Source organism: Bradyrhizobium sp. USDA 3256 (genome assembly GCF_054058275.1).
Genome location: NZ_JBSSAE010000002.1, coordinates 831,033 through 844,234 on the forward strand (window position 1 = coordinate 831,033; position 13,202 = coordinate 844,234).

General features: G+C 62.2%; 12 protein-coding genes. All 12 read right to left on the reverse strand.

What is annotated here, in order from left to right; genetic code table 11:
- Positions 1-6 precede the first annotated feature (6 nt).
- From ACVWY5_RS05565 to ACVWY5_RS05620, 12 genes are read right to left on the reverse strand one after another with little or no spacing between them, the layout of a single operon-like run.
- Positions 7-933, reverse strand: a complete 927-nt coding sequence (locus tag ACVWY5_RS05565; RefSeq protein WP_063616682.1) for an alkaline phosphatase family protein — start codon at positions 931-933, stop codon at positions 7-9.
- Positions 927-1,949: a cysteine peptidase family C39 domain-containing protein gene (locus ACVWY5_RS05570; RefSeq protein ID WP_028338057.1), complete on the reverse strand. Its 1,023-nt coding sequence runs from the start codon at positions 1,947-1,949 to the stop codon at positions 927-929. Before ACVWY5_RS05570 ends, ACVWY5_RS05565 begins: the two co-directional genes overlap by 7 nt.
- Positions 1,942-2,511, reverse strand: coding sequence for a hypothetical protein (locus ACVWY5_RS05575; RefSeq protein WP_028338058.1), 570 nt, complete (start codon positions 2,509-2,511; stop codon positions 1,942-1,944). Before ACVWY5_RS05575 ends, ACVWY5_RS05570 begins: the two co-directional genes overlap by 8 nt.
- Positions 2,508-3,551, reverse strand: a complete 1,044-nt coding sequence (locus ACVWY5_RS05580) for a hypothetical protein (RefSeq protein WP_321177224.1) — start codon at positions 3,549-3,551, stop codon at positions 2,508-2,510. The genes ACVWY5_RS05575 and ACVWY5_RS05580 overlap by 4 nt, the downstream gene beginning before the upstream one ends.
- Positions 3,467-4,672 (reverse strand): metallopeptidase TldD-related protein, encoded by a 1,206-nt coding sequence (locus ACVWY5_RS05585; protein ID WP_038381832.1) that lies wholly within the window; start codon positions 4,670-4,672, stop codon positions 3,467-3,469. The genes ACVWY5_RS05580 and ACVWY5_RS05585 overlap by 85 nt, the downstream gene beginning before the upstream one ends.
- An 18-nt stretch (positions 4,673-4,690) precedes the next feature.
- Positions 4,691-5,497, reverse strand: a complete 807-nt coding sequence (locus ACVWY5_RS05590; protein ID WP_028338061.1) for a DUF3050 domain-containing protein — start codon at positions 5,495-5,497, stop codon at positions 4,691-4,693.
- Between the two features lie 12 nt (positions 5,498-5,509).
- Complete coding sequence (locus ACVWY5_RS05595; RefSeq protein ID WP_028338062.1) at positions 5,510-6,697, reverse strand: diaminopimelate decarboxylase family protein; 1,188 nt, start codon at positions 6,695-6,697, stop codon at positions 5,510-5,512.
- Positions 6,694-8,691 carry a B12-binding domain-containing radical SAM protein gene (locus tag ACVWY5_RS05600; RefSeq protein ID WP_080667368.1) on the reverse strand — a complete coding sequence of 666 codons (1,998 nt, stop codon included), beginning with the start codon at positions 8,689-8,691 and terminating at the stop codon, positions 6,694-6,696. The genes ACVWY5_RS05595 and ACVWY5_RS05600 overlap by 4 nt, the downstream gene beginning before the upstream one ends.
- Before the next feature lie 12 nt (positions 8,692-8,703).
- Positions 8,704-10,047 (reverse strand): radical SAM/SPASM domain-containing protein, encoded by a 1,344-nt coding sequence (locus ACVWY5_RS05605; protein ID WP_321177223.1) that lies wholly within the window; start codon positions 10,045-10,047, stop codon positions 8,704-8,706.
- Positions 10,047-10,985, reverse strand: a complete 939-nt coding sequence (locus ACVWY5_RS05610; protein ID WP_028338065.1) for a transketolase family protein — start codon at positions 10,983-10,985, stop codon at positions 10,047-10,049. The genes ACVWY5_RS05605 and ACVWY5_RS05610 overlap by 1 nt, the downstream gene beginning before the upstream one ends.
- On the reverse strand, positions 10,975-11,829 hold the full coding sequence (locus ACVWY5_RS05615) for a transketolase (protein ID WP_028338066.1): 855 nt from the start codon (positions 11,827-11,829) through the stop codon (positions 10,975-10,977). The genes ACVWY5_RS05610 and ACVWY5_RS05615 overlap by 11 nt, the downstream gene beginning before the upstream one ends.
- Before the next feature lie 3 nt (positions 11,830-11,832).
- Positions 11,833-13,200 carry a DegT/DnrJ/EryC1/StrS family aminotransferase gene (locus ACVWY5_RS05620; RefSeq protein ID WP_152977557.1) on the reverse strand — a complete coding sequence of 456 codons (1,368 nt, stop codon included), beginning with the start codon at positions 13,198-13,200 and terminating at the stop codon, positions 11,833-11,835.
- Positions 13,201-13,202: the final 2 nt, after the last annotated feature.

Below are 13,202 nucleotides of genomic sequence, written 5' to 3' on the forward strand. Positions count from 1 at the left end.
TCGATATTAAGCGTAGCCGAGCTTCCTCAGCCGCCCCATTATCACAGCCTGGTCAAGCTGGATGCTGCTAGCCTTCGCAACGCGCGGGCGCTTGCCCTCCACGAAGAATACCTCGAACACTTTCTCGTGGACTACGGGACCGTGGCCGAAATATCCGTCTTCGCCGAACAACTCGCCATGGTCGGCCGTAATGATGAACCAAGAGTTCGGCGGCGCCTTCTCGATGAGGGTAGCAACGACACCATCGAGATGTTCGATACAGGCGACCTGCTTTTGCCACAGCGGCCGCAGCGATTCGGTGTCGAACCGGATTCTATTTTCTGCCCCCGGTTGCGCCACCCCACCTCTGTTCTTAAGGAAATCGTCGAGATCGCGCCAGACGCCGTGAACGCCAGGTATCCGCGGCAGATCGTTCGGCCCCTCATGGGGAAGCGCGTACGGATAATGGGTCTCGCCCGCATTGACGAAAATGAACTGCGGCTGCCGGGAAAACCGCAGTTGCGCCACGATTGCGGCGAGATCGTTATGGGTTGGCATCAGCTGGAAATGATCGAAATGTTGCGCGATCGGCGTATGCGGGTTCAGAACAGGCAGCGATACGTAAGCCTCGGCGCGATAGCCAATGGAGCGTAGGAAGGCGGGCAGCGACAAGGAAGGCGCGAAATCCGCAAAGGAAATCTCCTGAGCATCGTCTCCGATGCGACGTTGCCAGAGCGACAGATCTTGCCGATGGACATCGGCAGCGAGTACTCCGGGCGCGTTGGCATGAGGCGGCAGACCCATCATGAAGGCGTAGTGGCTCGGTGCGGTCCAGCTCGCATAGCTGAAGCGCCGTTCCGTCGAACCAATGCTGTCGATTGCGGGCGTGGACGCCGCCATGAAAGCGTCGTAGCGTGCACTGTCGAAGACCAGCCAAATGATGTTGTTCAGCATGATTCTCCTCCAGCACGGATCGAATCGGGCGCCTGCTGTGGACAGCGCTCGTCGACGAATTGAGTCAACCTGCGCTCCCGCCCTTCGGCGGAGCGCAGCGCACGATCGGCAAGTTGCGCATATTCGGGTCGATCGAAAGCTACCGACTTGATCAGTAGATCGCGCACTCCGGAGAGCTCGTCGAGCTGCCGCGACCACAAGCAGACCTCGGCGGCGAACAGTTGATCGTCGAGAGCAGCGCTCGCGAAATTGAAGAAGGCATAGAGATAGGCGCGCAATCCTATCTCGGCTCGCAGTTGTAGGGCGGCTGCGCGCCGGGCTCCGCCCGAGATCGCGAGCGGCCGCGACAGCGCTTCGACCGCACCATGGCGGAATTTGGCCATCCTGCCCAGCGTGTTCGCACTCATGGCGTCCGACACCAACCCCGATAATCTCGACATGACGCCGCTGTGATTACGAATGAGCGGGTCTACGACTAGGGCGACGGTCCACCACCGTTCCCTCAATGGAATGCCGGCATAGAGCGGCTCACGCTCGATATTTTCTGGCACATGCGAATTCCGCGCGTGATCAAGATCGGAAAGTTCGATCGGGCCGGCGTATTCCGGCATCCAGACGTCAATGATGTCGGCCATTCCGGTGTCGATGGCCAGACGATCGACGATCAGCGTCCGAGCGCTGTGCACCCGCTGCCAGGCCGGCCGATAGGGCAGGTAATAACTGTCCACCGCAGCAATGATGGACTGACCCAACTCCACGCGATCGTAGGCGTTGTCTCGACCGTCCTCGGCATAGTCGAGCTGGATGCCGGCGAAGTTCAGGAGCTTTTGTGCGTAGAAGCGCCAGCCGCATGGGAGGTCAAACTCGGCGGCCGTCGAGGAGGGATCGAACTCGGCAAAGCCCCAGACACAACCCAAGCAGGGGGCACTCGGTCGGTCCACGATCGCATCCAGAATGATGTTCAGGTTGCGAAGGGTGCTCGGGACTAGAATTCTCGACGAGGCGAAGTCAGGCATGCGGGAGGCCCTCGGTCAGCAAGCTGATGGCGAAGACATGCGCGAGCGGATTGGCGTGAAGCGTGATGGAGCGGGGCCGAATCTCCGACCTGAACGGTGCCGCGACGGCAAACAGGCATGGACATAGATGATCCAGCTCATAGTCGGGATAGTGCAGGTGCGTCGCCCGCCAGCTTTGCTGCTCCTGCCGGGTGTGCTTCGGGACGAGCCAGTTCGGCAGGACTACCCGCGTGATGTACTCGTCTCCAAATACATCCGAAACCTTGAACCGTAGTTCCTGATCGCCGAGCTCTCCGAAGCCGAGAATGGCCGCTGCGCGCGCGCTGGTCGCTGCATTGACTTCAACGGTTTGCTCGAGCGCTTCGATGTGGTCCGGCGTTCCTCGCTGCTTCCCCGGCAGTCGAAACATCGCGCCACCAATCAGCAGGTTACTCCCAAAGGGAATCTCTTCTGCGGGGAAGCTGTTGCACCAGGCATTCACAAAGCCGGCCCGGCGGTCGGCATCGAAGGTCGCCAAGTGCGCGTTGATATAAGGTTCGAGATCAAGACAAAGGGATTTCATTGCAGCACGCTCACCGCTAGGGACGAGGATTGCGCGAACAGATGGGGCGCCATTCCGTAGCATTCGCCTTCGATCGGATCGCATATGCAGGCGGGCCAGGGCGTCCCGATGGTACGAACATCGTCTCGCAGGATCTTTGAGGTATCGATTGCGACGGCGACTCGCTCTTCGCCCCAAATCGGACGGTCTGCGTCGACGAGATACCAAGTCGCAAGCCAGGACGAGCGCGACAGCGTGGGTTCGACCTCCGCTGACAAGGTGTCGAACACGATGACCGGGCCGGACGGATCGGGCATCTTGCGCTCGCATCCGATCGCAAGATTGCGTTGCCGCATGTTGTAGAGCGCGTTCACCGGGCGTTGCCAGACCTCGCTGCGCTGAAGCAGCATGAATGCGATATCATCACCTTCATCGCGGTGTTCGGTGCCAGTGCCGAGGCGGCTTGCCGTCGCATTGTCCCGATGTTGCGGGGGATAGGGCGATTGCCCGGTATCGCAAACTGTCAGCTCACTATCGAACGGCCACGCCGCCGCGTCGATCGCGCCCGGGATACCGTCAAGGATGAAATTCACCAGCGCGAGCGTTGCCGACGGGCCGAACGTCAGCAGCGGCTTGCGAGGAACGTCGGCCCACTTGATTGCCTCCGCGACCAAGGGAAGGTGCGGCGATGGCAAGCCCTGGAGAATGCTGCCGTTGGCATGGACGATCGAATAGGGCCGAACATTGCCGATATCGATGACGTGCCCCATCTCGGCGACGAGCTGGCTGCGACGTCCCGGTGGCAGCCTTGCCGAATGACGATGCCATTCGTCCCTCGCCAGGTCGGACAGCCCGGCAGCATCCTGGTCGCAGGCACCAACTGCCGCGCGTCCAGCATTGGCCATCACGCGATGCGCGAAGTGATGGATGATTTGTCCATCGCGGCAGCGCGCAAAGACGATCGTGCGGTCGATAGTCATCGTGCGATCCTCAGTTGCGAGAGTAACATGGCGGGAGCCATCGTACCGACGTCGTAGAGGATCTGGCCGTGCTTGCCGCACAGGGCATTCGGATTGAGCTCAATGCGATCGCCACGCGCGATGCACCGCGCCAGCACGTCGATCCGCTCGGTGACCCGGCCGTCGCCGACGAAAATTCCCGTGCGGCGGCCCGATCTGACAAGCTCAGCTAGCACGATGCGGGCCTCGATCTCAAGTCCGCGCGAAAAGCCGTGAGAGAGATGGTGAACCAGCAGGCCGTCCCCAAGGCAGTCCACCAACTCGTCCTGCGACCGGGTTCCGGCCGGCACGACGAGGTTGGAGAGGCGGGGGATCGGTTGTTGGGTGATCTGCGCCGCGCGGGCGTTTGCGGTTGACAGCGTTTGTGCTGTCCGGGCCGAACCGCGACCATGAAGTTGCTGGACCAGAACGCCGCCGTCGACAATCTGTGTCGGCCCGACCGCGACCGTGCCTTCGTCGTCGACGCCGTAGCGCGCGGCAGCGCCGCGTGTCGGATCGTCAAACACATCGAAGTCGTCGGCCGCAAGCCGGCATCCAAGGCGATGACGCAGGTCGATCGCCGCGGATGCGGCAGCCTCGGAAAAATGACCGATGGCCTCGTGCGCGACAACGGCGGCAGGCTGCGGCGCCAGCACGACCGGAATATCGCCGGCGTCGACTGGTGCGGCCGTTCCGGCGCAGCGCGAGACCCACTCCACACGAGCGCGCTTCGGGCCCTCTGCCATACCCGCAAGGCCGTCACCAAAGCCGCTCCAGCCCAGTGACATCGTGCGTCCGTTCGCAAGCATGATCCGGCCCGTCAAAGCGTGAACATCGATGGCTCTCGATTGCCAGTCGTCTTCGGCGTCGGTCATCTGCCTGCAGGAGACCAGCCGGCTGTAGCGTAGCGAAAGCGGTGCCGTGATCGACGCGGAGAAATCCAGCAGCGCCGCGGTCGCCTGGTCTGAATCGGTCATACTCGGCGGTGACACCGACGGCATCTGCCAGTTCGCCGGCGCCGACGACGTCCAGGAGCTGACCGTGCCGCGGGGCAGCTCGTCGCGACAGGCCTCGAATGTCACCGTTCGCGTGCGAGGCAGTCCATGCGTCACGAAGTCGATCGTCAGCAGCGCGCCGATCTCACTGCTTCTGCGACGAGGCTGCGCCGGTTGTGGTGACTGCACGGCATCTCTCCCCGGCGATCAGCCAGCCGCCCGAAGCGGGGGGACACCCATGCGCGCCAGCGACACTTCGCTCACGACTGTGCTCCAGAGACTATGACGCGCCGTGAGTGCGACGATCGCGGCCCGCGTGGCCTCCTCCCATTTCTCGCGGTCGTTGCCGCAGAGCTCGGCGAGCATCTGGATCGCCATGGGTGCGTGATGGTCTTCATCCAAACCGATATGGCGATCGAGATAGGTAATGAAGGTTTTCAAGCGGCCGCCGTGCTGCTTTTGCAGGCTGCCGACCAGCGTCCGGAACATGTTGGGAATCGGCTCTTCGCGACCGAAGGTGAATGCGGCCGCGACGACATGGGTCTTGCCGGAGCTGATGAGCTCGAAGGTCTTGTCGACGAAGGCGCGCGCACCTACCGGCGCGCCGCAGTGGTAGAGCGCCTCGCTGACCGGCTTTCCGCACGCGACCGCTTCAACCATGACGTCGATCGCGCGCGTGTTAGCACCGATCTCGATCATCGCCTGGCGATACAATTCATAATGGCTTGCGGGATCACCTTCGACCTCATCGGTTTCCTCCTCGAGAACGATCTCGTTGATCAAGCGCCGCAGCTTCGGCGAGCCGACCGGAATCCAGGGAATTTCGGTGCAGGTGAGCGCTTTTTGCAGCGACTTGAGCAGCGACATGAAGTCCCAGACGGCGAAGACGTGGTGCTCCATGAAGATCCGGATGTCGTTGATGTCCTCGAGACTCTGATAGATGCTGTGCTCGGCAATCTGCTTGCGCGATATCTCGAGGCGACGCAGCAGATTGTACATTTCCATGGCTGACATTGGCGTTACTCGCTATTGAGCCGCAGTTACAAAGGCATCCATGAGCGGCCTGCGCTCTTCCGGGGCGTGGAGGAGGATTTCTTCTGGATCTTCTTTCCCCAGGAAGCGCGTGCACATCGAGCGGCAATAGGCGCCCGCATTGTGGAAGGCGATCAGGTCGCCCACCTTAGGATGGGGCAACGCCGCACCGCGCGCGAGAAAGTCGCGCGAATAGGTCGAGTTGCCGGTAACCCAGACTGGCAAGGCCGCGGGCGGGCGCTGCTGGCTGTCGACGATCTCGCAGGGATGGCGAGCCTTGTCGGGGTGCAGTAGCATGCGGGGAAACTGGACGACACTCGCGGCGACGCCGGCAAGGATGCGATCCGCACGCGGCTTGACGTCGGTCACGCGGGCAAAGAACCAGCCGATTGGCGCGCAAAGCCAGCGTCCTGGCTCGACGATAAGGGTCACCGGACGACCGGTCCTCTGTTCGAGCCACGCCATGATGGCGGCGGCGCCCGCGCCGTAAGCCGCGAGATCGAACTGGCGAGAAACGAAATCGTCAGCAATGCCAAAGCCGCCGCCGCCGTCGACGTACTCGAGGTGCGGAAGCTTGACCGCAACGGACGACAGACGCTCGAGCCCGTCCAGCAGAGTGTCCGGATCCAGGATGTCAGTGCCGAAATAGCAGTGCGCACCGGTGACACGCACGTTGCGCGTGGCGCTGACCGCAGCGCCGACTTCGTCGGCAAGCAGCCCGAACCGATAGGACGTTTCGATTGCCAGCGACGGTGTTTCGATTGCGCTGCCGACGTTAACGCGGATTCCGACCGACGTACCCGCCGGTGCGATGGCGTCCAGGCCGGCCAACTGAGTTGCGGAGTCCATGACCAGGTGGACGCCGGCATCCAGGCACATCCGCATCTCATGACCGGACATGTTGCTCGCAGCATAGATGATCCGCCGGGCCGAGAGGCCGGCGCCAAGCGCGAGGTGGAGGTGCGCTGGGGAGTTGACGAATACGCCGTGTCCGGTCTCGGCGATGGTGGCGAGAACGCTCGGATGATCGTTGGCCATCGTGGCGAAGTGGATGCGCCGTCTCCGGATCGGGAGTGCGTCCTCGATCTGGCGCAGGCGATCGCGCAATATGTTCAGGTCATAGACATAGCCGTTGGCCTCGATGTGGCATGCGGCGGATAGAACATATGGAGGAATCATCATGTCCGGAGTTCCCTCAAGAGGTTGCTAGACGTCAGCGCCTGGACGATTTCCACGGCCTGATCTAAGGCTTCGCTCTGCGGGAGCGTGGAGTCGTTCAGGGCAACCCGCACCAGCTCGTTGCGTGGACTTGGCGTGCGAGCGCGTTCCAGCACGCGCCGCGCCGCGTCGGAGATGACATGGGTGTTGACGGTTCCGCCCGGCTCGCGCGCGAACACGACCCATTGCGGCAACTCGATGTCGTTGGCCGCCTGCGGCCTGCCGCTGACAAGACGACCAATGTCGGTCTCGAACGGAACGATGAGGAAGGGGTGTCCTTGCCCGATCATATCCGACAGCAGTCGTTCCGGATGCGGGAGCGTGTCCGCCGGTAGCGCGGCGGCAGCGAGTTTGGCCGCTTCATAACGGACCAAATTTCGCAGCGGCTGATCGTCGATGCCGAGCAGTGGCATCTCCGCGGAGATGAAGTCGATCAGATCGCCGGCATTGCCGTGATGATTGGCTCGCCACGGTCGCTTGTCATTGCGTTTGCCGATCCATGTCGTCCAATGCTTGAACAGTGTCGCCGGTTCGTCGTAGTAGGGCAGCAGGTGCGGCCAAAGCCGCCTCAGCAGCACGATGTGCGGCGAAATTTCCTCCGCTGCCGAGATGAATTCGTGAGGCATGTTGGGCGTGGCGAAGCGATAGTGGCTCGCGAATAGGTTGCGATCGCTTTGGCTCAATTGGTCGGCCTCATCCCTCACGGCCGGCTGCAGTGGCAGGTCGAGATAGGCTGCGCGGCGGTCGATCCCGGCCTTGGCATTGTTGAACATCGGCGCGCCCGGGAACGGGCACAGGGTAAAGATATGAGCCCGGTATCCTCCGACCTCCAGAAAGTCGAAGAAGCGCGCGATAGTGTCGGAGAACGTCTTCTGGGTCTCCTCAGGATAACCGACGATGAACCCGGTCACCGGGCGGATGCCGCAGGCTGCTGTTGCGCGCACGATTTCGCGCGACCAATTCAGGTCGAGACCCTTGCAGATGGTCTGCTGCATCTCCTGCGAGCCTGTCTCGATGCCGTAGTAAATTTCGACGCATCCTGCCTCGGCCATGTGCTCCAGGAGTTCGGGGTCGATGACGTCCGTGCGTGTCGAGCAGGTCCAGGTCACGCCGAGTTCGGCGGCCTTCATTGCATCGCAGAATTTGTGCGCCCATTTTTGGTCGCAGGTGAAGATATCGTGCGAATAGTTGAAATGACGCCGGCCCCAACGGTCGCGCAGCAATCGCATTTCGCTGAGGATGCGTGGGATCGACTTCATCCGGTAGCGGCGTTCCCAGAACGGCGCGGTGGCGCAAAACGCGCATTTGAAGGGACAGCCGCGACCGACGTCGAGGTAGAGCGCCGAATGTGCGGTCTGAGCATACGCATCGAAATCCGGGATCGGCAGCCGGTCCAGATCCTCGATGACCTTACGGTCTGCGTTGTGCTGGATGGTGGTGCCGTCGCGCCAGGTGAGACCTTGGATGCCTACCGGCGTGCGGCCTTCCTCGAGCGCGGCGATGTACTCGGGGAAGGTCTCTTCGCCCTCGTTACGTACGACGAAATCTATCGCCTGGTAACGCTCCAGCAGAAGCCGCGCGGTCGGCGTGACAGCAGGTCCGCCGAGGCCGACGATCAATTGGGGGGCACGAACCTTGATCCGCTTGGCGATGGCAATGGTGTGATGCAGTGAGTCGGCATCCGTCATCAGCCCGACGAGGTCGCCACCGCCTTGCACGACGGTCTGGGCGACGTTGTCGTAGAAATCCTCATCGTTGGGAATGGCGCCAGCATTGATGAGCGTGTTCAGTTCATGGACGTGCACGCGCCAGTTGGCGTTCTCGACGTTGCAGGCCGCCTTCAGCGACAACAATCCGACCGGAACAAAGGCCTGCATGGTCAAGCGACTGCCCGGGATGGCATCGAGTGGTCTTGCGCCGTGATCTAGATGCAGACTGGTCGCGAGCGATACTTGCATGGCGGATAACCTCTATCGCGCGTCAGCGTCGGCTACTGCCGGCGCTGCCTTGACCTGATGACGCGTCACCGGAATGGCCGGCTCGGCGTGGATGTGCGCCTTGAAGAGCTCCTCGCGGCGCAGGATGCTTGCCTTCTGAAAGTCGGTGGTGCCACAGCCATCGAGGCGCCCGTGCAGGACGCTCGAGCTGCCCGGGCAGCGGCCGGTGCAGAAATAGCGGCGTTCTCTGATGGAGCAGCCGTTGCAAGTCTCGGTGAAACTGTCCCATGTGATGTTGCGGATGTCCCAATATCCGTTCCAGATCTCGGCAAAGGAAGTCCAACGTGCATTGCCGGCACAGAGCACCTTGTTGCCGGAGCAGGTGCTGCAGGGGTAAACGTCACCGTTTGAATTGACGTAGCAAAGGCCACGGCCGCTCATGCAACGTCGCGTCGCGTAGACCATCGTCAGCAGGAAGTTGAAGACCTTGCCGGCGCACAAGCCGATTTTCGGATCGCGCACCCGCTCCCATTCCTCCTCGGCGATCCAGAAGCGTGCGGCGCGCTCGACGTCGTCGACGCCATTGACGAGATGGCGATTGAGCGAACCCCGCCCCATTGCGACGAAGGGCACGCTGCGTAGGCTGATGTCATTGTCGATGGCCCATTCGATGATGGCTTGCAGAGCGTTGACATTCTGACTTGACGTCGTGGTCATGATGCTTGTGTTGAAGCCGGCTTGTTTCATCATTAGCAGCTTGCGCGTGACGTATTCGAAGTCGGTTGCCCCGGAATGCGCGCCCTGGCCGTGTAGATGATCGATGCTGACGCTGATGATGACGTCATCTCGCGGGAGCTTGGCCAGCAGTCGTTCCGTGATCGGCATGCCGTTGGTGGCGAGGCCGACGGTGAATCCGAGCCGGTGAGCGTGATGGACGATGTCGACGAAGTCCGGGTGCATGGTCGGCTCACCGCCGGTGAGGATCACCGAGAAAACGCCCATGGCGGCCCACTCGTCGAGCAGGCCCAGAATACGTTCGGTCGGGAGTTCGCCCGCGCGCGCGACACCACCCTCCACGAAGCAATGCGGGCAGCGTAAGTTGCAGGCCCGCGTCAGCTCGATCCAGGCCATGAGCGGCGCATCAAAGTGAAAGTCGGTAGGTACTTCCAACTGAGGGACGAGATGCGCGCTGCAAGCCGCGTAGTCGGCGCCGTTCTCAAGCAACTGCGCCGCCGCTTCGTCGAAGATACCCACAAGACCATCCGGAAACGCTGCCAGATAGCCAAACGCTTCCTTCCGCCAACGGACAACTGCACGCGTGCGTGCCGGTACGTGATCGTGGTGAGCTCCATTCAGCGGGGTGAACATTGGCGGCATCACGCGGCTCCTTGATGCAGCAGCGCGACGATCCGGTCGGCCAGCGAGTTTGCGTCGAGGCCGACCTGTGCGAGCAGCCATCGCGGATCGCCGGCCGGAAGGAAGCGGTCGGGCAGTGTGAAGCACGAGACGTTGAGGCCGTAGCTGGCAAGTGCGACCGTGACGGCCTGCGCGCCGCCGCCAACGGCGCAATGATTTTCGATGACGATCGGGCGCTGGGTGCGTCGGGCACTGGCAAGGATCTTCTCGGCGGCTAGTGGCTTGATCCGCACGACGTGAAAAAGGTCCGCGTGAACATCCTGATCGGCCAGAATACGGACGGCTGTGAATGCCTCTTCAAGAAGATTGCCAATGACGACAATGGTGACCCTGGCATCTTCTGTGGCAGCGTGAACCAGATGCGTGCCGTCGCCGCCCTTGGCTTCGTCAGCGCGTCCGGTACGCATGCCATGGCGCCGCAGGCGCAAGTAAGAGGGACCGTCCTCGGTCATCGCCTCGCGCATCGCATTCTTCAGGTCTTCGCCATCGGCGGGTTCGTAGACCTTGAAACCTGGCAAGGCCGTGAAAGTTGCGAGATCGTCGCTGGCGAAGTGCGACGGGCCGTTACGACCGTCGAACACGCCGCAGGAGCCGCCGACCAAAAGGACGGGAAGCTTGGGCAGCGCGATGGAGATCGCGATCTGGTCATGCGCGCGGCGGGCCAGGAAGTTGGAGAAGGAGTGCACGATAGGCCTGAAGCCGCGTCGGGCAAGGCCGGAGGCAAAGCCGACCGCATTCGCCTCGGCAATACCGAGATTGACATACCTTTCGGGAAAGGCGACCTGAAATAGATCTGATTGCATCGAGGTGGCCAGACCGGCGTCGACAACGATCGCATTGGCGTGCTCCGTGCCGACGTTCCGGAGTGTGCGAGCGTAGAGTGGAGCGTCATTGGACATCGCGCATCTCCGCAATGAGCAGTCGCTCGATAAGGTCGAGCTCGGCGTTGTCGAGTGGCGACGGATAGTGGCTGTCGACCGCGTTTTCCAGGAAGGGAACTCCGCGGCCCTTGACCGTTTGCGCAACGATCAGCTTTGGCGTGTCGGGGCAGACGTCGCGGATCTCCGCAAGCAGGCTGAGCAGGCCTCGAAAATCGTGACCATCCACGGTATGGACCTGCCAGCCGAGCGCGGCCCATGCACCCTGGAGATCGTCGATCGGCATGATGTCGCTCATCGTACCGTCCTGCTGCATGCCATTGGCGTCGACGATGGCGAGCAGAGTTCCGAGCTTCAGGCGTCGCGCAGCGATTGCGGCTTCCCATGGTTGGCCTTCGTTGAGCTCTCCATCGCCGAGGATGACGACCGTCCGCTCGTCACTACGGCCACTCAGTCGGCTAGCATATGCGAAGCCCAATCCAATCGACAATCCTTGCCCGAGCGATCCCGTGCAGACGGAGCCCTCTGGCAGAACGGTCTCGTTTGGATGAGGCTCGAGAGTGCTGCCGTTCTGCCCGAACGTCGCCAGCGTGGCGTGGGAAATGATACCCGCCTCCGCGAGCGCACAATAGAGCCCAAGTGCCGCGTGTCCTTTCGAGAGCACCAGCCGATCGCCTTCCGCCGTTACGTTGGTCGAGAAACGTCCTTCGGCGAACAGAGCGCTCAGGATTTCGACCAGGGAAAGCGAACTACCGAGGTGGCCTTGGCCGGCGACTGCGTGAGTCCGCAGTATAGTAATGCGCAACCGCGTGCTGCGAAGGTCGAGAGCCTGATTGTCATCGAATGGGCGCGGGTGCTCGGTCATGGTTCAGAACATCCGTGCGGAAGCCGACCACGGCGTCGTTGACGGCAAGTCGGCGGCAAAGCGCTCGAAGATCCGCATGTTCGACGCGAGCTTCTCGATCGTTGCCACATAGGCATCAACTACCTCGGGATTGGCGAGAACCGCCTGTGACGGCATGCCGATCACCAGCGAGTCGCGGATCGCCCGCAGCGCACCGGGAAAGCGCTCGATGCCATAGTCGATATCCTCTCTCCCGTGGCAACGCCAAGGACAACCGCGACCGTAACCGACGCGCTGGCGGATGAGGTCATGACCCGGCAATGGCTGGTTCTGAAATTCGACCAGAAACAGCCCCTCGGCATTGAACACACGCTTGAGCGCTTCGTGCGCCTGATCGAGGGTGACCGAGAGGCCTGCGACCTCCGGATCGAATTTGAAGCGATACATGTGGTAGCAGTGCTGTCGGTCCTGTGGCACAAACGGTGGCGTGAACCCACGGATGAGGGACAGCGAGGCATCGAGCCTGGCGGCGCCCTCCTGCCGGGCCTGCGTATATTTCTCGAGATGGAAGAGCTGACGGCTCACCATCACGGTAGAGAGTAAGTTGATCCGGTAGTTCCACCCCATCGTGGCCCCGATCAACTCGTAGCTTCCATCGGGCTTTACCGCCTCGCTGAATGCCTTGACGGCTGCCGCGCGGTTCCGGATGTCACGATTGTTGGTCACGAGAACGCCGGCCTCTCCGGCCGAGGGCAAGTTCTTGCCGGCCATCAGGCTCGCGGCGCCGACATCGGCCAGGCCGCCGACAGGACGGTTGCGATAGGTCGCCCCCACGGCCTGCGAAAAGTCTTCAATGATTGGAATGCCGAGCCGGCGTCCGACCTCGCAGATCGCGTCGATGTCGCAGGGCAAGCCGTGGAGATGGACAACCATGATCGCGCGCGTGCGCGGCGTGATCGCCGCCTCGACGCTCTCGGCCGTGACGTTGTAGGTCGCGGGATCGACGTCCGCGAAAATCGGAATCGCCTGGTGATGAATCACCGCGGCGGCGCACGCAATATAGGCCAATGCCGGGACGATGACCTCGTCGCCCGATTGCAGCCCTAGCCCCGCGATGGCGCAATGCAGCGCAGCCGTGCCGCTGTGCACCGCAAGCGCGTAACGCGTGCCTGCCATCATGGACATCTCGGCTTCGAATTCGCGCACCCGCGCGGTCGATGCCATCTCAGTGTACAAGCCGGTTTCCAACTGGCGGGTGACGGCCTCGAGATCGCTGCGATCCAGCCGGGGCCAGCGGGCCATCATCATGTGTCCCTTGCGCACGACGGGATCGCCACCGTCGATAGCTAGCTGAGGCCGGGTGCTGATAATCGGTGCTTTGGCGATAGTCACGG